Source organism: Wolbachia endosymbiont of Tribolium confusum, assembly GCF_020405475.1.
Classification (GTDB): Bacteria; Pseudomonadota; Alphaproteobacteria; order Rickettsiales; family Anaplasmataceae; genus Wolbachia.
The window spans coordinates 242,743-263,459 of record NZ_JAIZNT010000001.1; the positions used below are offsets into that span (position 1 = coordinate 242,743).

22 protein-coding genes, 2 other RNA genes and 1 pseudogene are annotated in these 20,717 nt (G+C 33.6%); 15 read left to right on the forward strand and 10 right to left on the reverse strand.

From position 1 onward, the window contains the following. Positions 1–48: 48 nt before the first annotated feature. Entirely contained in the window at positions 49–978 is a 930-nt protein-coding gene (gene gshB, locus LEM02_RS01180) for a glutathione synthase (protein WP_226079368.1), read from the forward strand. Here gshB and murG read toward each other — a convergent pair. Beyond that, positions 963–1,985 (reverse strand): undecaprenyldiphospho-muramoylpentapeptide beta-N-acetylglucosaminyltransferase, encoded by a 1,023-nt coding sequence (gene murG, locus LEM02_RS01185; RefSeq protein WP_226079369.1) that lies wholly within the window; start codon positions 1,983–1,985, stop codon positions 963–965. The genes gshB and murG overlap by 16 nt on opposite strands. Before the next feature lie 73 nt (positions 1,986–2,058). On the opposite strand from murG, the gene LEM02_RS01190 reads away from it, so the two are divergent. Next, the gene (locus LEM02_RS01190) at positions 2,059–2,424 is read left to right on the forward strand and encodes a hypothetical protein (protein WP_226079370.1); all 366 of its coding nucleotides are present in this window, start codon (positions 2,059–2,061) and stop codon (positions 2,422–2,424) included. A 1-nt stretch (position 2,425) separates the two neighbouring features. Here the strand turns inward: LEM02_RS01190 and lpdA are convergent, their stop codons facing one another. Both lpdA and LEM02_RS01200 read right to left on the reverse strand, forming a co-directional pair. Beyond that, the gene (gene lpdA, locus LEM02_RS01195; protein WP_226079371.1) at positions 2,426–3,811 is read right to left on the reverse strand and encodes a dihydrolipoyl dehydrogenase; all 1,386 of its coding nucleotides are present in this window, start codon (positions 3,809–3,811) and stop codon (positions 2,426–2,428) included. Between the two features lie 362 nt (positions 3,812–4,173). Then, positions 4,174–4,317: a hypothetical protein gene (locus LEM02_RS01200; RefSeq protein ID WP_226079372.1), complete on the reverse strand. Its 144-nt coding sequence runs from the start codon at positions 4,315–4,317 to the stop codon at positions 4,174–4,176. A gap of 573 nt (positions 4,318–4,890) precedes the next feature. On the opposite strand from LEM02_RS01200, the gene LEM02_RS01205 reads away from it, so the two are divergent. Next, positions 4,891–5,589 (forward strand): molecular chaperone DnaJ, encoded by a 699-nt coding sequence (locus LEM02_RS01205; RefSeq protein ID WP_226079373.1) that lies wholly within the window; start codon positions 4,891–4,893, stop codon positions 5,587–5,589. Here the strand turns inward: LEM02_RS01205 and LEM02_RS01210 are convergent. Both LEM02_RS01210 and LEM02_RS01215 read right to left on the reverse strand, forming a co-directional pair. Next, on the reverse strand, positions 5,577–6,875 hold the full coding sequence (locus LEM02_RS01210; protein ID WP_226079374.1) for a bifunctional folylpolyglutamate synthase/dihydrofolate synthase: 1,299 nt from the start codon (positions 6,873–6,875) through the stop codon (positions 5,577–5,579). The two genes, LEM02_RS01205 and LEM02_RS01210, sit on opposite strands and share 13 nt — an antisense overlap. Continuing rightward, a complete protein-coding gene (locus LEM02_RS01215; RefSeq protein ID WP_179947083.1) occupies positions 6,872–7,456 on the reverse strand; it encodes an MlaC/ttg2D family ABC transporter substrate-binding protein in 585 nt (194 codons plus the stop codon). The genes LEM02_RS01210 and LEM02_RS01215 overlap by 4 nt, the downstream gene beginning before the upstream one ends. 115 nt (positions 7,457–7,571) lie before the next feature. Here LEM02_RS01215 and ssrS point away from each other — a divergent pair. From ssrS to LEM02_RS01230, 3 genes are all read left to right on the forward strand, one after another. Then, a non-coding RNA gene (gene ssrS / locus LEM02_RS01220) (6S RNA) lies at positions 7,572–7,733 on the forward strand. Between the two features lie 17 nt (positions 7,734–7,750). After that, complete coding sequence (locus LEM02_RS01225; protein ID WP_226079375.1) at positions 7,751–8,212, forward strand: type II toxin-antitoxin system RatA family toxin; 462 nt, start codon at positions 7,751–7,753, stop codon at positions 8,210–8,212. A 53-nt stretch (positions 8,213–8,265) separates the two neighbouring features. Then, complete coding sequence (locus tag LEM02_RS01230; protein WP_226079376.1) at positions 8,266–8,958, forward strand: thioredoxin domain-containing protein; 693 nt, start codon at positions 8,266–8,268, stop codon at positions 8,956–8,958. Between the two features lie 28 nt (positions 8,959–8,986). Here the strand turns inward: LEM02_RS01230 and LEM02_RS01235 are convergent, their stop codons facing one another. Then, positions 8,987–9,265, reverse strand: a complete 279-nt coding sequence (locus tag LEM02_RS01235) for a DUF2671 domain-containing protein (protein WP_226079377.1) — start codon at positions 9,263–9,265, stop codon at positions 8,987–8,989. 250 nt (positions 9,266–9,515) lie between these two features. On the opposite strand from LEM02_RS01235, the gene LEM02_RS01240 reads away from it, so the two are divergent. Beyond that, positions 9,516–10,193: an O-methyltransferase gene (locus LEM02_RS01240; RefSeq protein WP_226079378.1), complete on the forward strand. Its 678-nt coding sequence runs from the start codon at positions 9,516–9,518 to the stop codon at positions 10,191–10,193. Here the strand turns inward: LEM02_RS01240 and LEM02_RS01245 are convergent. Next, the gene (locus LEM02_RS01245) at positions 10,165–10,818 is read right to left on the reverse strand and encodes a glutathione S-transferase family protein (RefSeq protein ID WP_226079379.1); all 654 of its coding nucleotides are present in this window, start codon (positions 10,816–10,818) and stop codon (positions 10,165–10,167) included. The two genes, LEM02_RS01240 and LEM02_RS01245, sit on opposite strands and share 29 nt — an antisense overlap. Beyond that, positions 10,815–11,024 (reverse strand): WPE palindromic element domain-containing protein, encoded by a 210-nt coding sequence (locus LEM02_RS01250; protein ID WP_226079380.1) that lies wholly within the window; start codon positions 11,022–11,024, stop codon positions 10,815–10,817. Before LEM02_RS01250 ends, LEM02_RS01245 begins: the two co-directional genes overlap by 4 nt. A gap of 58 nt (positions 11,025–11,082) precedes the next feature. Between LEM02_RS01250 and ffs the strand changes: the two genes are divergently transcribed. The 7 genes from ffs (at position 11,083) to dnaN (ending at position 17,067) form a co-directional block, all read left to right on the forward strand. Next, positions 11,083–11,181, forward strand: an RNA gene (gene ffs, locus LEM02_RS01255) — signal recognition particle sRNA small type. A 16-nt stretch (positions 11,182–11,197) separates the two neighbouring features. After that, positions 11,198–12,781, forward strand: a complete 1,584-nt coding sequence (dnaX, locus tag LEM02_RS01260; protein WP_226079381.1) for a DNA polymerase III subunit gamma/tau — start codon at positions 11,198–11,200, stop codon at positions 12,779–12,781. Between the two features lie 21 nt (positions 12,782–12,802). Next, entirely contained in the window at positions 12,803–13,117 is a 315-nt protein-coding gene (locus LEM02_RS01265) for a YbaB/EbfC family nucleoid-associated protein (RefSeq protein ID WP_211908748.1), read from the forward strand. Positions 13,118–13,453: 336 nt separating this feature from the next. Beyond that, positions 13,454–14,137, forward strand: coding sequence for a P44/Msp2 family outer membrane protein (locus LEM02_RS01270; protein WP_226079383.1), 684 nt, complete (start codon positions 13,454–13,456; stop codon positions 14,135–14,137). Positions 14,138–14,420: 283 nt separating this feature from the next. Further along, on the forward strand, positions 14,421–15,314 hold the full coding sequence (locus tag LEM02_RS01275; protein ID WP_226079384.1) for an RNA polymerase factor sigma-32: 894 nt from the start codon (positions 14,421–14,423) through the stop codon (positions 15,312–15,314). After that, complete coding sequence (locus LEM02_RS01280) at positions 15,307–15,804, forward strand: invasion associated locus B family protein (RefSeq protein ID WP_226079385.1); 498 nt, start codon at positions 15,307–15,309, stop codon at positions 15,802–15,804. The genes LEM02_RS01275 and LEM02_RS01280 overlap by 8 nt, the downstream gene beginning before the upstream one ends. A gap of 111 nt (positions 15,805–15,915) precedes the next feature. Further along, positions 15,916–17,067, forward strand: a complete 1,152-nt coding sequence (gene dnaN, locus LEM02_RS01285; protein ID WP_226079386.1) for a DNA polymerase III subunit beta — start codon at positions 15,916–15,918, stop codon at positions 17,065–17,067. Between the two features lie 3 nt (positions 17,068–17,070). Here dnaN and truA read toward each other — a convergent pair whose 3' ends face one another. After that, positions 17,071–17,808, reverse strand: a complete 738-nt coding sequence (gene truA / locus LEM02_RS01290; RefSeq protein ID WP_226079387.1) for a tRNA pseudouridine(38-40) synthase TruA — start codon at positions 17,806–17,808, stop codon at positions 17,071–17,073. Between the two features lie 116 nt (positions 17,809–17,924). Here truA and recA point away from each other — a divergent pair, with 116 nt between their 5' ends. Beyond that, positions 17,925–18,992, forward strand: a complete 1,068-nt coding sequence (gene recA / locus LEM02_RS01295; protein ID WP_226079388.1) for a recombinase RecA — start codon at positions 17,925–17,927, stop codon at positions 18,990–18,992. 358 nt (positions 18,993–19,350) lie between these two features. Here the strand turns inward: recA and LEM02_RS01300 are convergent. Further along, a pseudogene (locus tag LEM02_RS01300) lies at positions 19,351–20,600 on the reverse strand (IS4 family transposase). Positions 20,601–20,717 lie beyond the last annotated feature (117 nt).

Consider the following 20,717-nt stretch of genomic DNA (forward strand, 5'->3'; position numbering starts at 1 on the left):
TAACACTTTTATGGTACTATAGTATATTGTAATAAGAAGGGAGGATAAATGAAAGTAGCTTTTCAAATGGATGAAAGTATAAACTTTGAAACTGATACTACATTTGCATTAATAAAAGAAGTGCAGAGGAGAAAGCACGAAATTTTTGTCTATGTTCCTAATAATCTAGCACTCAAGTTAAACCAACCAATCGCTCTTGCTCAGAAGGTCAGCATTGATGATTTTGGTTTTACTTCTAAGAGAGATGTAGACATCGATTTGAATGAAATTGATATCATACTTATTAGGCAGGACCCACCTTTTGATATGCGTTACATCACAACTACCTATATCTTAGAAAAAACCAGTGTATTGGTAATTAATAATCCAACGGAGATAAGAAATTGTCCTGAAAAATTAATTACTTCACTATTTCCAGAGTTAATTCCTCCAACTTTGATCACTGAAAATATATCGATGATTAGAGATTTTTACTGCAACAATCATAAGGATATTATTCTGAAGCCATTATATAGCTATGGAGGAAATGACGTAATAAGGATACAGGACAAAAATAGTATTCAAGTAGTAGCAGAGCTCATGGTTGCAAAATATGAATGTCCTGTAATTGCACAAGCATTTTGCAAGAATATAGACAGAGACAAGAGGATACTATTGCTAAATGGTAAACCAATAGGAGCAATGAGGCGAATTCCAAAAGTAAGTGGAGAAATCAGAACAAATATGCGGCTTGGAGCAAGTTTTGAATCTATTGAAATGAATGATAGAGACACTGAAATATGTAATAAAATTGGTCCTGAGCTAAAGAAAAGAGGGCTAATATTTGTTGGTATTGATATTATAGATGACTTCCTGCTCGAAATTAATACTACCTCACCTACGGGAGTAGTTTATATCAATAAGTTGTATAGTAAATCACTAGAAAAAGAACTATGGGATGCATTTGAAGAAAAAGCAATTCGTCAACTAAGTTCTTGAGCTATTGCCTTAATAAATTCAGTAACTCCATTCCTTATTCTTGTTTTCTTAGTATTATTAGCCATATCACGCAATTTTTGACAATTTTGCAATAAATCAACTAGCAACTCTCCTAGATTCTTTTTCGCGTTACTATTTTGCTCAACCATTACAGTTGCTCCCGAATCTTCAATATGTTTTGCATTATAAAATTGATGGTTATCTTTTGAGTGAGGATAAGGAATATATACAGCAGGACGCTCAGCAAGAGTAATCTCTGCTATTGAAGTTGCCCCAGCTCTGCTAATTACCAAATGAGCATTGGCCAGTTTATTTTCCATATCATCGAAAAACTCACTTAACTCACAATCAATTTCTTCACTTTTGTATAGACTCTTGACCTTGTTTATATTTTTCTTCGTACATTGCTGCGTTACTCTAATCCTCTCTTTTACTTCAACAGGTAGATCACAAATTACGCTGCTCACTACATCATCAAAAAAATTTGCACCCTGACTGCCTGCTATTATTAACACGTTTAAAACTGTTTCAGCGCTAGAATAGCCTTGTGCTTCGATATCAACAAAATTTCCCGTAAAAATACATTTACTACTTTCTGCATACTTAGTTTCTGGAAAGCTAGTTGCAATTAATTTTGCACTCTTGAAAAAGAATCTATTTACCCTCCCTAAAACTATATTTTGTTCATGTAAAATTATAGGTATAGAAAGAATCTTTGCTGCAAGAAGAGTTGGAAAAGAAGCATAGCTACCAAAACCAATGATTAGCCTTGGTTTTAATTTCCTGATTCTATATATTGCTAGTGCACAACTATACATTAACAAAAAGAGAAATTTCAATTTGTTGCCGCTTGGCTTGCACAATGGTAAAATATAACTTTCTACATTGATGTTTTTTTGATCCGTAAATAATATACAATTGTATCCTTGTACCTTTAGTGCCCTTGCTAAGGTTATAGCTGGAAAAATGTGTCCACCTGTACCGCCTGTTGCTAGAATAATAGTCATCTGTAAGTAGTAATTTGATAATAGATTGTTAATTATTTTTTAATAATTTGCATGTAAAATTTTATTAAGCTTTATGATAGTCGAGTTAAAAATGCCTGAAAGCAGCAACAGTAAAAACGTGAAAAACAACCCTCAAAAACAAAGAGAGGGCAGAAGCGGAGGTTTTATAGGATCGTTAAAAAGCATAACAAAAGCTCTTTTTAACTCAGTTGTTGATCTACCTCAGCGAGAACAACTCAATAAAAATATTGATAGACAACAAGGTTTAGACAGTAAAAGAAAAAGCCCAGAGGATCTTAATCAGGAAAAAAAGCTTGAAGTGAAAGAAGCAGCTGAAGGGTTAAAAGAAAAGTTAGAAAAATCTGATATTGGTAATCAATCTATTAGAATTGAATCGCCTAATCAGGATACTTGTAGCTCTAAAACAATAAATCGTTAGCTTAACTATTTAACGATTCACCATCTGCAACAAGTACTGATTCGTGTATCATTTCTGAAATGGTTGGGTGAGGAAAAATCGTGGATTTTATGTCAAAGTCTGTTCCTTCTAGTTGCTTTGCAAGAGCAAAATTGCTAATTAACTCTGTTACTTCTGCTCCTATCATGTGAGCTCCAAGAAGTTCGCCTGTTTTTTTGTCTATAATTGTTTTCACTAACCCTTCAGTTTCGCCTAGTGCAATAGATTTACCATTAAAGTTGGAGTGAAATTTTCCTACTTTTATATCATATCCACTTTTTATTGCCTGTTCTTCAGTAAGGCCAACGCTTGCTATTTGCGGATGAGAGTAAGTACAATTTGGTATGCACTCTTTTTTTAACTTATGAGCATTTTTACCAGCAATCTTCTCAACACAGATCACAGCTTCATGACTTGCTTTATGCGCTAAACATGGCGGACCAGCGACATCACCTATTGCATACACACTTGTTTCACTTGTTTCATACCATTCATTCGTTTCAATAAAACCAGAAGAACTCAACTTAATTTTTGTATTTTCTAAACCTATATTTTCAGCGTTTGCTTGAACGCCAACTGCAACAATTACTCTATCGAATTCTTTATTATCACCACTACTTAGCTGCACTTGAACAGAGTCTTTATTTTTAGTGAAAGTTTTTACACTATTGCTCGTATATATTTTTATTTCTTGTTTTGTGAATATTTCTTGTGCTAAATTTGAAATATCTTTATCTTCCAGCGGCAAAATAGTGTCTTTTACTTCTATAATTGTTACATCAACTCCCAAAGTACTATAAAAACTTGCAAACTCTATTCCTATCGCACCAGAACCTATGATTAGTAGAGATTTTGGTAACTTCTTTGGAGTCATAGCGTGCTGCGCATTCCATATTAAATCTCCATCTACTTCGATTCCAGGAAGATTTCTTGCCCTTACACCTGTTGCTAAAATGATATGATTGGAAGAAATTTCCTCCTCCTTTTTGTCATTAAGAATTTTTACAGTACGATTACCTGCAAGTTTACCAAAGCCTTGATGAACTTTGATGTTATTTTTTTTCATCAAATATGCAACACCGCTTGACAATTTATCAACAACGTTTCTTGAGTATTTCACTATTGATTGTATATCAAAACTTGCATCCTTTACTTTTATGCCAAATTCTTCTGATCTTGTTATTAACCTATAAATTTCAGATGCTCTAAGTAGCGATTTTGTTGGTATACACCCCCAATTTAAGCATATACCACCCAAATTTTCTTCCTTTTCAACAATTGCAGTTTTAAACCCAAACTGAGCCGCTCTAATTGCTGCTATATAACCACCAGGACCGCTGCCTATAACTGTAATATCATACTCATTCATCAGCTTTCTTCGTATTCAAAAAGATTATATATAACAGATGGAACCCGTATGATCAATGCTCAGGTATATAGAAGCGGCTTGACAAACCTTCCCACTTTTCTTACCATATCAATAAGAGTATTTATCCTTGTTTTTGATATGCGCGGTTTCAACGACAAAATTCAGTAAAAAACTCAGGTATTTATTGGCAAATTACATAAAAATTATAGCGGCTGCATGTCTTTTAAATTTTTTCTACATTCAGCCAAATCGCGCTTGTTAGCACATTATTACAACGCCAATTTACATTATTATAGGGTCAAAACTCGCTATACGGGGGTTCTTTTGTCTTTTTTTTTTAGTAAATTTCTTAATATTTATAGCTAAAGTAATTTAAAAGAGCCAGCGCGTGACGCTGGTTCCTGGATCCCAGTATCGAAGCACTGGGATGAAAACAAAGGGTTACTTGAATGATACCCATATTCCAGCATTTGATGCTGAAATCCAGAAATTTTTACTATAAACAAGCATATTGAGCACAAAATTATGCTAAAACACAACGTTTGTGAGATTACGGAAAGCCAGTGTCAGCTACTTGGATGACATCAAAGATGAGGGTACTGGGATTACACAAAAAGGGCTACTTAAGTGACAAGATAGATAGAATTGGCATGAATTGGATTTGAGTAACTCAAATGACCAATGAAAACTGTAACCTTAAACATTGAAGCACTATTATGCACTAAATGATAATTTTCATACACTTGTCATGGTAGTCGTGAAAGAAATAATTCATACAATAAGCATGAATGAAATAATTGACATGATTTGGAAATTTATATATTATAAAGTATTAATAGTTAGTTAATTTATTAGGTGGAGATATGGGGTATAAGTTAAGAAAAAGAGAATATAATTATAATGAAAGTTTATTTAAAGAGATAGGTATTCAAGTACAAGAAGTAGAAGGTCGTAACTTCTGAGAAATATCTAATATAATAGCAAAAAATTATAGAAGGTTATCAATAAAGTGTCACCCAGATAAACCAGGAGGTAGCAATGAAAAAATACAGGCCCTTAACAGAAATAAGGCAGCACTTTTGCAATATATTAAACCACTAAGTGAAAAGAATCAGGGATTAATCATTCCTGAGGAATGGAAAAGGTATTTACAATCAATTCAGCAAGGTCAGAATGATAAGCATACAAAATATTATGTTGTTTTTAGTCTGGTAAACTTCCTACTGTTCATCTCGTCATTAGTGTCGCATATTTACTTGGGGTTTAAGCTATATAAGGCTGCTAATTTTACTGATGCACCTGGCATTTTGTTTAGTGCGAGCCTAATAACATTTGTTACAACTTTTTTCTTATCTGTTTATTTGATATCTTCTGTAGTTAAAGAGGCTATGGATTTGCAAAATTCTCGACAGAAACAAGGTGAAAATTTAGGTCAAGAAGAGCTAAAAGATGAAATGTTCAAAAGATTTAAGTATCTAATTCTTACTTCCCAATGTTCAGGTCATCTTCCCCCTATTTTATTAGTAGCAGGTCTGGCATTACAGTATCAATCTAGTTGCGTAGACAGTAAAATACTCATTGGATTTGCTGCGGTACTAGGTTGTGGTTTATTATTACACTTAGCAAGTGAAATCTACGAGAGAAAAGTTGTAAATCTTGTAAAAATTGAAGGAATAGGTGATGAACAAAATGTACCTATAGGAGCATCAACCGAAAAGCCAAGCAGCATTGTAAATCCTGATGGTGCTTTTAACGTCTCGGCTCATCAAGTAGGTTGATTATTCTCCATACTCAAATCTCTGGCTAAAAATAGCGAGCCACAGATTAGTATGGTTTTGACGTTTTGAATAGAGGCTTTCAATATGTAATTTGATATTGCATCACTGATTGATTCACATTCGATAGCATTGATTCCTATATTATGAGCTCCTTCTCTAATTAAATCCGTACTTGTTGCTTGAGGTTCAGATTTAACACAAACTGCGCATAGTAGTTTGATATATGGCTTTAAGTGCTCTAAGAACTCTGCGACGTTTCTGTTACGAGTAACACCAAAGATCATATAAACACCTTCAGCAAAATTGTCTTTTATCCACCTAGCTAACACTCTGGCACCATCATTGTTGTGCGCGCCATCTAGAAATAATTGCCAATCTTTTGGTAATAAAGAAATTAAATTACCTTCTTTTATAGACTCTAGCCGCGCAGGCCAATAAGTGCGCTGTAAACCTGAAGCAATCTCCTCTTCTCCAATGTTAAATCCATATTTCCCACTTAAAATGCTACATGCTGCAATGGCGTTTCCTGCATTGATTATTTGGTGTTCACCCTTCAGAGATGGCAAAGGAAATTCTATTGATTGAATAGTCGATTGAAAGACCATCCTGTTATTCTGTTTTTCGCAATTCCATTCAAGTCCTCCTCTATACAGAGGAGATTTCTTATTTATTGCATGATGTTCTAATGTGTTCGTTATAGATTTTTCTTGTGGTGCTATTACGCAAGGAACATTAGGTTTCATTATTCCAGCCTTTTCACCTGCTATGGTTTCTACGGTAGGACCAAGATATTCTGTATGGTCAAGTGCAATGGAAGTGATGATCGTTAGGATCGGATTATCTATAACATTTGTTGCATCAAGCCTTCCACCCATACCCACCTCAACTAAAGTAATATCCGCTTTATGACGAGCAAAAGCTAAGAAAGCTGCAATTGTTGTGGCCTCAAATAGAGTGATAGGTTGTTCCGCAACTGCTATACGGCATTCTTCCAGTAAGTTGTGTAATTCACTATCATCGACATCAGTGCCTGCAACAACTATTCTCTCATTAAAATTCACTAAATATGGAGAGGTGTACGTATGAACTTTATACCCTGCTGCTTGCATTATATATCTTATAAACGATAGCGTTGATCCTTTGCCATTAGTGCCAGCTATGTGAATTATTGGCGGTATTTTTTTCTCGGGATTACCCAATTTATTTAGAAAGCTTTTTATGCGATTAAGAGAAAAATCCTTTGGCCTACTGCCAATCGGCTTAGGCCAATGAGGCATGTATATCATAAATTATTGTTACGTTTTAATTCATCTATTACACTTGCCATGCCATTCGTGTCGATCTTTTCACTAAATTGAGAACGTTGATTAATAGCAATACTTATTCCACTCATTACAACATCGTTTATTAAGAAAGAACTGTCACTTTTAGTAACTTTAAAGTCAATATTTGTAAATTCCTCATCACCATAAGAAAATCTTGTTCCTATCAGACAAGTTTCATCGTCAACTGCTTTTGTACTCATTATGATCATTTCACTATTATTTATGTATTTATACAAAATTTTAGCGCACAAACGCGCGAGATATACTTCATATTCTTTTAGAAACTCTTCTTTTTCTTTCTGAGTAGATAAATTCCAATATTTCCCTATTACAAATCGAGATATTTCTTTGAGGTTAACATTATTCTGAATGATCTTCCGAAGCTTTTCGTGTATATGTTCTGAATTTTTTCTATTCCCTTTCATAGACGTATTATCTACTTGCTGCTTCATGGCAAGCACAAAAGTTCTGTGACCTATACAACTCGCGTAAGCACTTGAGGATATTAAAATAAAAATGGTTAAGAGCTTAATAACATTCATAAGATATATTTATTAGCTATGATACTTAAAATGCAAAATTTAACAAAGGTAAAATAATAGTCGTTAGCTCTAACATACCTATAGACATACTCTATATAAATAATCTATAATTAACTGGGGTCTGTGCTATACGTTATGAGTTAAGTTAAATTTCCCGAGCGATAATTTCTGATCAAGGGGATTGCCTCTGTTAATTTCATTGAAATTAGTACGTGATGCCCACCTTAACTTTAGGTCTCAGGAATCTACTAAGACTGACGGTAGATATGGATCCCATTTTTATTATTCAGGTTTATGTTACACCAATATAAAGAACAAGGTGTTTTTTTCTGTTCATCTCATAAGGTGTTTCAAGTTGTAATTGACGTTGAGAAGTATCCTGATTTTGTTCCTTGGTGCAAAGCTGTTTATATAAAAGAAAAAACTGATAGCCAAATGATTGTGAATCTCCTTGCAGCTTTTCATGGCATTAAAGGAAGTTACACATCAGAAGTGACCTCCCTTGCTCCAAATGGAATAAATGAAAGTTGGATAAAAGCTGTGTCCTCAAATGGAATATTTAAACATTTATACAACGAATGGAAATTCACTCCTATGAGCAAAAATAAAACTATGGTAGAATTCTATATAGAGTTTGAATTTAAATCCAACTTGTTTTCCACTTTATTAAACTCAGTGTATAAATATGCACAAAATAAAATAATTACTGCATTCAAAGACAGAGTAGAAAGCCTTGCTAAACAAAAGTTATCTTGACATTGTTTGTATAAATGCATAAATTTTTTAATAAGTTCAGTATTTCCATTGTAATGATTTTTAGATTATTGTTCTTACTTATTTTTATAAGTGTTAGTTCTTATGCAGCTATTGAACAAAACTTACCCAACACTCAAAAAACTGATGAAATAACACCAAAAGAACTACTGTCCCTATTGCCTGATGATAAATTATTAGGAGATCGAAAAGCACCAATTTTAATGATAGAATACGCCTCGCTCACTTGTTATCACTGTTCTCTTTTTCATAAGAAAGTTTTTCCTAAAATCAAAGAGAAGTACATAGATACAGGTAAGCTGTTATACATATTCCGTCATTTTCCTCTAGATTACAGAGGATTAAAAGCTGCAATGCTAAGTTATTGCTATGAAAAAGAAGAAGACTATTTTAATTTTAACAAAGCTGTGTTTAATGCAATAGACTCGTGGAACTACTCTAATTTTAGTGATTTAACTATACTACAAAAAATTGCTGCACTAAGCAATTTGAAGCAAGATGCATTTAATCAATGCATTAATGATAAAAAGATGATGGACAAAATTATAAATGATAAATCACTGGCAATTAATAAACTTGATATCACAGCTACTCCGATATTTTTCATCAAGCTTAATGATGATAAATCATACGTAGATCATAGTAAAATTAAACACGAAGGATATAGAGAGCTGGAATACTTCGCTAATGTAATAGATGAGCTATATGGAAAAGCTATAGTGAAGTAATAACACTGTAGCTTACCATATAAAAACCCTATGCTGAATCATTATTTTTTGATACTGTTTGTTGCTTTTTACGCTCAAACTCTCTTTTTTTACTGTGCCAAGTATAATAATACATAGCAATTTTATTCTCTATTAATACTATCGTTCCATCATAAAATTGGACCATATCCATAACTTTTTTCTGAGCTTCGTTAAAGCGTTCTTTGTACTTCTCGCGATAAGCTGGATTGTGCAGTAATTTCACTCCTTCATTATTATTAGACTTCTTGCTTAACGTTTCAACTTCGTTAGCAATGTTATAAGACATATAACCCCCTCTAATTGATTAGAAAAATTACATTTTAAGAGAGATGTAAATAAACGATCCCTTAATTCTAGTATAACAATTGGTTATTATACTAGTTAATCATAGTAAAATATATAATAATCTTTGTCACTTAAAATTTTACTTTATAAAATAACAACTTAAAATAAAAAATTTTATTATTCTTAACTCTATTGTTATATTTATAAATCTTATATAGATTAAACCTCCTTAGTTTATATTATAAAACTTAATGCGTCATAACTTTAGCAGAAAATCGTTGTACATAAGAAGCTTATTTGCAAAAGAGTATAAAAAAATAGAAGAACATTGTACTCTTGATAAGAAACAACGTATTCAAATCACTCCTGAAGAAGGAAAATTATTAAATTTATTTATCAAAATCCATAAAGTTAAAAGCATAGTTGAAATTGGCACGTTATATGGTTATTCGTCAATTTGTATGGTAAAAGCTTTACCGAAAGATGGTCATATATATACAATAGAAAATAATCCTCAACACTCAAGAATAGCAAAAAAAAATTTTAGTGCTTTTAATCTAAGTGATAAAATTACTCTAATAGAAGGTGATGCACTGGAAAAAATCAATAAATTATCAGCAAAGGCACCATTTGACATGATATTCATCGATGCTGACAAAAGTAGTTATCCTAAGTATTTAGATTGGGCAGAGTCATACATTAAACAAGATGGGCTAATCGTTGCAGATAACACTCTATTATTTGATACAGTATTTTTAGAATCTCCTCCAAAAGAAATATCAGAAAAGTCATGGCATGCTATGAGAGAGTTTAACGATAGATTGTCAGATGAAAAAAAATATTTCTCCATATTGATTCCTACTGATGAAGGAATGACTGTAGCTTTAAAACTAACGCAAGTTAAAAATCAAGGTCAGCGTAATGTCTAGGGGGAGTTAAGCCAAAAATTCTCTCTAATAATATTTCGCGAAAACAAGGCCTTGATTTAACAATGGAGTACCATTCTTTTAAAATCTTACTTTTCTCCCATGGGAAACTATTTACGTAGTCTATTATAGAAATATGTGATGCTAAAGTAATATCGGCTAAAGTGAACTTATCGGTTGCAAGCCAAACGTTCTTGTTAATTAAGTGTTCGATGTATTCCATATGGCAAGGCAGGTTATGCTGAGCTGCATGAAGAAATCTAGAGTCAGGGCTGCGGTTAGTAATTACTTTTTCATTCATAATATACTTAGTAACTTCATTGTAAAATTTGCTATCGAACCAATTGATTAAAGCGCGTATTTTAGACTTAATAATAGTGGATGAACCAAGTAATTTGACGTCGCTATTGTAAGTCTCTTCTATATATTCACAAATGGCATTACTATCCGCTATTACAAAGTTATTATCTATTAATACTGGTACTTGCCCGATTGGATTGATCTTCATGAATTCATTCCGCTTTTCCCATGGGTTTTCATATACCAAATCACAACTCAGCTTTTTTTCCTTGAGAAGAGCTCTAACTTTTCGTGAAAACGGACAAAGAGGAAAATGATATAAAATCATAATATTCCTCTTTTGTTATTCCAATACCTATATGTTGTCATTCCAGCACGTGACATTGGAATCCAGTTCTTATTATACAACAACCTAATGTATTCATTTAAAATTAAGTTTTCTGGATCCCAGTGTCTGGGCACTGGGATGACAGAAGAAGAGTATTTTAGGTAACAGCTGTTTACTCCAAAGTAATGTTGCAAAAGGTCTAACATATAAATTATAAGACTAATATAGAATATACCTTGCTAAAAAAAAAAAAAAGTATAACCTTTTATAAGGTATGCAGGCAAAAATTCTGTAACTTGGTCAGGTCAGAAATGAAGCAACCATATCAGAATCTTTTTGGGTTGCATACCTATTTGTACTATTTGTTTTATTCTAGGCTATGAACATAGCATTAAAATATCGTCCTAGTAGCTTTAAAGATTTAGTAGGTCAAGATATATTGGTGCGTATACTAGAAAATGCTTTTACTCTCAACAAAATTCCACAATCTATACTGCTTTCTGGTAGCAGTGGAATTGGTAAAACCACCACTGCAAGAATAATAGCTTTATGTTTGAACTGCTCATTAGGGCCAACTTTTGAACCTTGTGGATCATGTACAAGTTGTCTGGCAATAAAAAATTCAAGCCATCCAGATGTAGTTGAAATCGATGCAGCAAGTCACACTAGTGTTGAAGATGTTAGAGCGATCTTGGGAGATATTTGCTATTTACCAATAAGTTCTAAATTTAAAGTTTACATTATAGATGAAGTACACATGTTATCTAGTAGTGCATTTAATGCATTACTTAAAACTCTAGAAGAACCACCATCTAGCGTAAAGTTTATTCTAGCAACTACAGAAATAAAAAAGATACCAATAACTGTTATTGCACGTTGTCAAAGGTTTGACTTACATAACATTCCTTCAGCTAAGATAATGGAGCGTTTAAATGATATTGCACAAAAAGAAAATTATTTTATTGAAAAAGAAGCATCGGAATTAATTGCTCACCACTGCAATAATTCAATGCGTAACGCTTTATTTTTGATGAATCAAGCAGTGCTATATAGCAAAGATGGTACAATATCCACTCAAAGTGTTACAGACATACTTGGTCTAGTAGATAGAGACGTTATATTTGATCTACTGGAAGCAGTATTAGATAGTGATTTACAGAAGGCTTTGTCAGTATTCGACAACGCGGTAAAGACAGCAAATCCGCTCAATATTTTTGAAGATCTGCTGCAAACCCTCCAGTTAGTATGCCGTTTTTTAATTACAAAAGAAATTGATACAGAATATGAGAAGAGCAGAGTAAAAGATTTGAGTGCAAAAAAGTCTTTAATATTTTTTTCGAGATTGTGGAAGGTGCTGCTTAAGGGTATTCAAGATATAAAGGTTTCAACATGCAATGAAATTGCCGCTGAAATGATATTAATTAGCCTTTGTTATCTTTCTGATTTACCTTCTCCGGAACAGGTGATCAAAAAAATTCTTTCACAGAATGTAGAGCAAGGAAATAGACAGGGCAGACCTGTTGCACCTTCCCCCTCTGTCATCCAAGTAGCTGACTACTCGGATCCAAAAAAATATGTGGAAAACCCCCACTCTGTCATCCCAGTGCGTGACACTGGGATCCATGTGAAAAATAAACAACAAAATTACGATTTTGATAAGATTTTGCAACTATTAAGGCAGAGTAACCAAATTTATCTTTACAAACAACTGTGTAGTAATCTACAATTAATAGATTGTAGATTTGGGTATTTAAAATTAAAAGCTGTATCTAACTTGAACAGTAATTTTTGTAATGACTTGAAAAATTATTTAAGTCAAGCTACTAAGCAGGAGTGGGTTATTATAGTTGATACGAGTTATATGAATAGGGAAGTGAGTAATTTAAATTATGCACCTGCAGTTAAGGATATATTAAATACGTTTAAAGGTGCAAAGGTAGTTAATATAGAAAATAAGGAGTAGGTTGTGGATTTCAGTCAAATAATGAAGCAAGCGCAAGAAATGCAAAAAAAGCTTGCGGAAGCTCAAGAAAAGTATATTGGAAAAGAGTTTCAAGGTATTTCTGGTGGTGGTAAAGTTTCTGTATTAGTGGAAGTAATAAAAATAGGTAGCTATAAAGCTAAAAAGGTAAATATAGACTTAGAGCTTATGAGAAATGAAGAAAAAGATATAGTAGAAGATTTAGTGACAGCAGCATTCAATGATGCCATCAAAAAAGCAGAAGAAGATATGGCAAATGCAACTTCTGATCTTGCAGGTATGATGGGTTTACCGCCTGGACTTAAACTTCCTTTTTAAATTTACTACTGAAGTTTGCCTTAATGCAGTAACTAAGTGTTTTCCTTTTATACTAGTACTTCCATGAAGTACATTCATATTACTGCATGAATATGAAGCAATTCACAATGATGAATGCAGATCAGAAGATAAAAAGACATTAGTGAAATAGGTGTCAGAAGATCAAGAGTAAAAAAAGTAGAGTAACTCTATTTATTAATTAATAAAATCTTTGTATTTTCCTAAAAGTTAGTTAAGATACAGAAGGTTTTGTGTTATTAAGTTAGCACTTGACTTAACTTTAGTTATTATTTAGACTGCTAAAGTGGAATTTTAATTTTTTTAACGAGGGCAATTATGCATTATAAAAAGTTTTTTTCGGCAGCTGCTTTAGTGACGTTGCTAAGCCTATCAAACTCTGCTTTTTCATCAGATCCTATTGGTCCAATAAGTGATGAAGAAACTAGCTACTATGTTCGTTTACAATACAACGGTGAAATTTTACCTCTTTATACAAAAGTTGAGGGTATTACAAATGTAACAGGTAAAGAAAAAGATAGTCCCTTAACAAGATCTTTTATAGCTGGTGGTGGTGCATTTGGTTATAAAATGGACGACATTAGAGTTGATGTTGAAGGGCTTTACTCACAATTGGCTAAAGATACAGCTGTAGTAAATACTTCTGAAACAAATGTTGCAGACAGTTTAACAGCATTTTCAGGATTGGTTAACGTTTATTACGATATAGCGATTGAAGATATGCCTATCACTCCATACGTTGGTGTTGGTGTTGGTGCAGCATATATCAGCAATCCTTCAAAAGCTGATGCAGTTAAAGATCAAAAAGGATTTGGTTTTGCTTATCAAGCAAAAGCTGGTGTTAGCTATGATGTAACTCCAGAAATCAAACTCTTTGCTGGAGCTCGTTACTTCGGTTCTTATGGTGCTAGTTTTGATAAGGCGGCTAAGGATGATGCTGGTATCAAAAATGTTCTTTACAGCACTGTTGGTGCAGAAGCTGGAGTAGCATTTAATTTCTAGTCTATCTCAGTTTTATTATCCCAGTGGGTTTTTCTTGTCATTCAAGTAGCATGACACTGGGATCTAGAAAAAAGAAATGTGAATTCCAGTGTTTGAGCACTGGAATAACACATTATTTATTTAATGTAGTTTTTATCGTTACACGCTAGCAATTTTAATGCTACATTTAGGTAGCTGTTGTTAAGATCTCAACTAGATATAAAGTTATGCTTTTTTAATTAAAGCTTGAATTTTTTGCTGAAAATCAATATATTATATACATGAAGTTTTAATTTAAGTTGTTATGTTGGCCCCAGTAGCAAATTTATGTGTTAATAGTAGCACTAATCTCATGCAATATATTGCTGAAGTGCGAAAATTTCCTATGCTTTCCCAAGAAGAGGAAGTGCGATTAGCAAAAAATTGGCAAGAATACCAGGATATTTCTTCTGCTCACAGGTTGATTACTAGCCATTTGAATTTGGTAGTAAAAATTGCAATGAAATTTAAGAATTACGGGCTATTGTTGATGGACCTGGTCATGGAAGGAAATATGGGTTTAATGCATGCAGTGAAAAAGTTCAATCCCGATTTAGGGTTTCGTTTTTCAACTTATGCAGTATGGTGGATTGAAGCTTCAATGAAAGACTTTATATTAAAATCTTGGTCGCTTGTAAAAATAGGTACAACGCAAGCACAAAGGAGATTGTTTTTTAGTTTACGTAAAATAAAAAAAAGAATTTTACAATACACAAACAGAGAAACTTTGAGTAACGAAGAAATAAAAGCAATATCAAATGAGCTTTCTGTATCTGAAGAAGATGTTGTACAAATGAACTATCGTTTGGCTTGTAAGGATCAGTCGTTAAATAATTGTATAAAAATAGGTGATGACTCTAAAAAGGAGTTACAAGATATGATTCCGTGTAATTTAGTTAGTCAAGAAGTAGCTTACCAGAATCATGAAGAAAAGGCATTAAAAGAAACAATTTTAAGCAATGCGCTGGCAAGTCTTAATGAAAGATCAAGAGACATTTTCATTAGCAGATATTTATCTGAAAGTACTCAGACTTTGGATGAGCTTAGCAAAAAATATTGTGTTTCAAGAGAAAGAATAAGACAGTTGGCTGAGCAAGCAATGAGTAAGGTAAAACAACATGTAAAATCAGAGAGTTTGAAACTTGGTTTACATGCGTAGTCTTTTTGTATTTCTAATATTTTTTTCAATAGGTACTCTTGCATCGGTTAGTAACGTACAACTGAACGAAAAATATAAAGATTGGCTTGTGTATACTGCATTGGAAGATGGTGAAAAAGTGTGTTACATTGTATCTCATCCTAAGAAAAAAAGTGAACATTATACAGCCGACCGCAAGCCGTATGTAATGGTCAGTTACGTTGATAAAAAAGCAGATGAGGTGAGTGTCACTTCTGGCTTTCAGTATAATAATGAGCCTGTAGTTCTCAATATCGATAAAAAAATTAAATATCAATTGCCAATAATACAAGGAAGTCTTGCGTGGACAGATGATACAAAAATGGACCAAGATTTGATTCTAAAAATGAAGCAGGGATTATCAATGGTAGTTAATGGAAAAGTAAAAACAGCAAATGTTGATGATACTTATTCCTTGCTTGGCTTTCAAAAAGCTTACCAAAAAATGCATGACTTATGCCATACAAAGTAAATTATTGATTACTAAAGTATAAGATAGGCTGTTTTGTCTCTCAGACAAAAATATGGATATCACTTTACATAGAATATGAATATCATTTAAAATATATTTTTGAGAATTAATATGTCAAAAATTGTAGATATAGGAATCAAAGAACAAAGTTCTGTGTGTGAACAAATGCGTTTTAGTGTAAGTCGTGCAAGCCTTTTAAATACGCTATCCAGGGTAAGTGGAGTGGTTGAAAGGCGCAACGCAATAGATGTTTTAGCGTGTATAAATATCAAAGCACAATATGGTAGCATAAAACTAAAGGCTACTGATCTTGACATTTCAATATTTGCCTCACTTACTGCAAATGTATCAGCAGAAGGAGAAGTGAAAATATCAGCACATACTTTACATGACATAGTGAAGAAGTTGCCAACTGATTTGGATGTTAATTTCGAAATGAATAATCAAGGAAAATTATTGATATCCTGTGGGAATGCAAACTTTTCTTTACCGAATGTAGTTTCAAATAACTTTCCTGTCCTTGAAGAAGGTGATCATCAATACGATTTCACTCTACTAAGTGCAGATTTGGTAGACTTGTTGACTAAAACGAAGTTTGCTGTGTCGCTGGATGATACAAGGTATAATTTAAACGGGATATATCTGCATACAGATGAGCAATTTCTGTACTGCGTTGCAACTGATGGCCACCGTTTATCATGTATAAAAAGGCCTAAATCTAAAGATATCAACGGCGAATTTGGTGTGATCATTCCACGTAAAACTATCATGGAATTACTGAAAGTATTGGGTGATTGCAGTGAGGTTAATATAAAACTTTCAGATAGAAAAATCAAATTCACATGCGGTGAGTATATTATAATATCAAAATTGATAGATGGGACTTTTCCAGATTACAAAGCCGTTATTCCGACGTCTCAAGATAAACAAATGATTGTTGAGAGTAGCAAACTTGCTAGTGTTATAGACCGAGTTTCCGTTGTTGTGTCCGATAAAATAAAATCAATTAAATTTTCATTGCAAGAGAATTTATTAACTCTACATTCAAATTCCCAAGAGTGCAGTGATGCAACTGAATCTATAGAGGTGGATTACGATGGAGCTCTTATGGAAGTAGGATTTAATTCTCGTTATTTGCTTGATGCTTTATCTTGTATAAAAAACAAATGTAAGGTCAGCTTATCAGATGGTAATAGCGCTACAATTATCACTGATGAAGATGATCCAAGTGCACTATATATAGTGATGCCAATGAGGACTTAAGCTCTAGTAATCTATCTTTACTAAGTATAAGCCGTGAGGCGGTGCTGTGATTCCAGCGGCGTTTCTTTTGCATTGACTTAATATATTTAACATTTCTTGTGGATTAGTTCTATTTTTTCCAAATTCAACTAAAGTGCCAACAATAATCCTCACTTGGTTATGTAAAAAGGAAATCGCAGATATTTTGATGTATATATGACTTTCACTTTGTACTATATCAATATCATCGATTGTTCTGACCGGATTTGTAGCTTGACAATCTTTTGAGCGGAAGCTTGAAAGATTATGTTTTCCAAGCAGATATTTAGCAGCTCCACGCATGACATTTACGTCAAGTGGGTTAAGCACCCGCCACACATAACCAGTTTCGAGAGCTGTAGGAGCGTAGCGATTAATTATTCTATATTCATAATATCTTTTTTTTGCTGAAAATCGCGCATGAAATGCATCATCTACGGCTTCTGCACTAAGCACAACTATAGGAATCGCTTTTAAGTGATAGTTTATTCCATTTCTTATTCTGTAAAGCTCAAATTGCCTTTCCATATTGAAATGAGCAACTTGCCCTAAAGCATGAACCCCTGTGTCAGTTCTGCCACCACAATGCAAAGAGACTCTCTCGCCACTGAAATTAAATATAGCGTTTTCTATAGTCTCCTGAATTGAGTTAGCGGAGTGTCGTTGCTTCTGCCATCCAGAGAAACCACTACCATTGTATTCTATCGTTATTTTGTATCGCACTACAAAGTCTATCTATCTTAATATAATTTACACTAACGTTCTTCGTTATTAAAAAACCCTTGGCAGATTGTTTACGTTCAATTACCATGGAGACTATACAAGTTAATAAATGATCCATGGCACATAATCCAGAAGAAAGAAATAATGATAAGCAAAAAGCACTAGATAATGCAATAAGCCAAATTGAAAAAGCTTTCGGTAAAGGTGCAATAATGAAGCTGAAGCAAAACCCTATAGAAAAAATAGACACGATATCCACAGGGTCGATTGCACTTGATTCAGCTCTAGGTGTTGGGGGACTGCCAAAAGGACGTATAATTGAGATATTTGGCCCTGAGAGTTCTGGTAAAACTACTCTTGCTTTGCATGTAATTGCTGAAGCACAGAAAAAAGGAGGATTATGTGCATTTATCGATGCGGAACACGCACTGGATGTTATATATGCTCGTAAACTTGGAGTAAAAACTGATGATTTGGTAATTTCACAACCAGACACTGGAGAGCAGGCGTTGCATATTGTTGAGTATTTAGTGTGTTCTAGTGCAGTTGATGTAATAGTTATTGATTCTGTTGCAGCACTAACTCCAAGAGCTGAAATTGAAGGGGATATGGGCGATCAGCACATGGGATTGCAAGCAAGGCTTCTAAGCCATGGACTCAGGAAACTAACTTCTGTAGTTTCAAAAGCAAACTGTATATTGATATTTATCAACCAAATCCGTATGAAAATAGGAGTAGTATATGGAAATCCTGAAACTACCACCGGTGGAAATGCGTTAAAATTCTATACTTCTATAAGACTTGATATAAGAAAAGTTGGTGCGATAAAGGATAAGGAGAATATCACGGGCAATGAAACGAGAGTTAAAGTTGTAAAAAATAAAGTCGCTCCCCCATTTAGAGAAGCAAAATTTGATATAATGTACAATGAAGGTATATCAAAACTTGGAGAAATAATAGATATAGGAGCAAAACTTGGTGTCCTTGAAAAGGCAGGCGCTTATTATTCATATAACAATACGCGTCTTGGGCAAGGAAGAGAAAATGTAAAAAGTTACCTCAAGGCAAATAAAGAAATTGCAAATGAAATAGAAACAAAAATCAGAGATTTATTTAAAAATCACGATAATTCTATCGCAATAGAGGAAGAGCGCGAACAACTTCTAGAAGAATCAGTATTCTAATCTAGATTAGGGTGAAGTTTTAGTATCCATTCAGATGCATGGCTAATGTGCAAATGTTGAAATCAGTGCTTCTTTTCTTGTCGCCTAAGTAGCCCTTTTGGTGTCATCCCAGTGCTTGACACTGGGATCTAAGAAAATTCACAGGCAAACTAATTCGGTAAGCTTATGCTAAATTAATGAGCTTAAATGAAAAATTGGATCCCAGTGTCAAGCACTGGGATGACACCATTTGTTACGCAAATTGTCACAATGTTCGTATAGCTGTGTGTTTGCACACTGACTATTTGTTCCTATATTTTTGTCTATCTTATTTTGCTACCCTGCTGAACGGACAATGGCGTCAACTTAAGAGCCTCGATTAGCAAACTCTCCTAAAGACATGATGGCGTTTGGGCTTATCTACCTTATCGCGGCTATACAATCGTCCTGGTCGGATTTTGACTTTAGCGCGTATACTTGCTCTATCAAAAAGGGCTTGAAAGTTTTTTGGCGAACAATTTCCAATAAGCACCTGATAGAGTTTCTGCCTCATGACACCAAATAAAACTGAAAAATTTAAACGATACTCAGTAATTTGGTCTGGGTTCCAAGGCCCTTGAGAATCACACATGTGAAGCGATAATATATTACACATAACTAAGTTTGCCCAAAATTCTTGTAATATAGCCTCTAAATTTATTCCAGAAAAATTCTCTAATTCTGCACCTATTTTGAGTCGTTTATAGCACTCCTCTATATGCCACCTTAATACATAAGCTTTGCTGATATCTTCCAAAGTAAATTTTTCTCGTTCAAAAAGTGAAGTAATCAATACCTCTGTTTCCCCATTGGCTAATGTAATCACTATTACTCTTACTTTTTGGCTTTCCGTTTTATTTTCTAGCACAAAATCAAAATCTAATTCACCAGATGAAATTCGTTCCCATAGCTTGCTATAATTTCTTTTTTGCAAGCGAAAAATAAAGTCTACTTTCAATTCATAATGCTGCTGAATGAACTTTAATGAAGGATAGCCACGGTCGTAGATAAATAATAATCTATCTTGATTTAATGAATGCATTTGAGTAACAACTTCAGGTAATTGTTCTTCTGCTAACGTTTGCTCACCCACATTCCAAGCCGCAAGGCGAGCACTGCAAATCAGCGAAGTACATAAATCAACAAACAAAGAAACCCTTGCTAATGGTGGCATTATACCTGTTGTTCCATTTGGTTTAAAACGGCCAAACTCGGATACAATTTCTTCAGAGCTCGGTAATCGAATACCAGAACCATCTGCTGCAATAAGCCTATAGCCTCTCCAAGTTCCATACTCAGGCTCATCTTGATAGGCTGTTTGGATGCTTAGCTCTAATAATTCTTTAAAACCTGTATTTATATCTTGCTTTAGAAAAAGCTTGCTTTGAGGGTGGAACTTTACAAGTCAATGAGCTCACATTCTATTCCTAAACTTTTCTTAATTAACTTTAAAATCATAGAAAATACTGTCGTAAAAGGGAGTTTTCTTGTTCGCGTGAAACTGTTTTTTCCAACACAATGGATTCTCTGAAAAGCTTTCGAGTATATTATATTTTTAATTTGTAGAATAAGATTTTTTCCTTTCTGCATGTTTCACCTAAAAAGGATACATTCTAGACTTCTTTGTTGAAATAAAACAGAAACAAAAGTACTGTTTATTGCAGCTTTTGGGTGATTTAATGGTAAAAACTTTAGAGAGAAATTTTA

Excerpts from the sequence above, each read along its gene's own strand:
- LEM02_RS01275 (WP_226079384.1), top strand. The coding sequence starts at position 14,421 with ATGTTGGCCCCAGTAGCAAATTTATGTGTTAATAGTAGCACTAATCTC.
- lpdA (WP_226079371.1), bottom strand. The coding sequence starts at position 3,811 with ATGAATGAGTATGATATTACAGTTATAGGCAGCGGTCCTGGTGGTTAT.
- LEM02_RS01190 (WP_226079370.1), top strand. The coding sequence starts at position 2,059 with ATGATAGTCGAGTTAAAAATGCCTGAAAGCAGCAACAGTAAAAACGTG.
- recA (WP_226079388.1), top strand. The coding sequence starts at position 17,925 with ATGGCACATAATCCAGAAGAAAGAAATAATGATAAGCAAAAAGCACTA.
- LEM02_RS01235 (WP_226079377.1), bottom strand. The coding sequence starts at position 9,265 with ATGTCTTATAACATTGCTAACGAAGTTGAAACGTTAAGCAAGAAGTCT.
- LEM02_RS01270 (WP_226079383.1), top strand. The coding sequence starts at position 13,454 with ATGCATTATAAAAAGTTTTTTTCGGCAGCTGCTTTAGTGACGTTGCTA.
- LEM02_RS01215 (WP_179947083.1), bottom strand. The coding sequence starts at position 7,456 with ATGAATGTTATTAAGCTCTTAACCATTTTTATTTTAATATCCTCAAGT.
- LEM02_RS01225 (WP_226079375.1), top strand. The coding sequence starts at position 7,751 with ATGTTACACCAATATAAAGAACAAGGTGTTTTTTTCTGTTCATCTCAT.
- LEM02_RS01250 (WP_226079380.1), bottom strand. The coding sequence starts at position 11,024 with ATGTTAGACCTTTTGCAACATTACTTTGGAGTAAACAGCTGTTACCTA.
- LEM02_RS01230 (WP_226079376.1), top strand. The coding sequence starts at position 8,266 with ATGATTTTTAGATTATTGTTCTTACTTATTTTTATAAGTGTTAGTTCT.
- dnaN (WP_226079386.1), top strand. The coding sequence starts at position 15,916 with ATGTCAAAAATTGTAGATATAGGAATCAAAGAACAAAGTTCTGTGTGT.
- LEM02_RS01265 (WP_211908748.1), top strand. The coding sequence starts at position 12,803 with ATGAAGCAAGCGCAAGAAATGCAAAAAAAGCTTGCGGAAGCTCAAGAA.
- murG (WP_226079369.1), bottom strand. The coding sequence starts at position 1,985 with ATGACTATTATTCTAGCAACAGGCGGTACAGGTGGACACATTTTTCCA.
- gshB (WP_226079368.1), top strand. The coding sequence starts at position 49 with ATGAAAGTAGCTTTTCAAATGGATGAAAGTATAAACTTTGAAACTGAT.
- LEM02_RS01245 (WP_226079379.1), bottom strand. The coding sequence starts at position 10,818 with ATGATTTTATATCATTTTCCTCTTTGTCCGTTTTCACGAAAAGTTAGA.
- dnaX (WP_226079381.1), top strand. The coding sequence starts at position 11,198 with ATGAACATAGCATTAAAATATCGTCCTAGTAGCTTTAAAGATTTAGTA.
- LEM02_RS01240 (WP_226079378.1), top strand. The coding sequence starts at position 9,516 with ATGCGTCATAACTTTAGCAGAAAATCGTTGTACATAAGAAGCTTATTT.
- LEM02_RS01280 (WP_226079385.1), top strand. The coding sequence starts at position 15,307 with ATGCGTAGTCTTTTTGTATTTCTAATATTTTTTTCAATAGGTACTCTT.
- LEM02_RS01210 (WP_226079374.1), bottom strand. The coding sequence starts at position 6,875 with ATGATATACATGCCTCATTGGCCTAAGCCGATTGGCAGTAGGCCAAAG.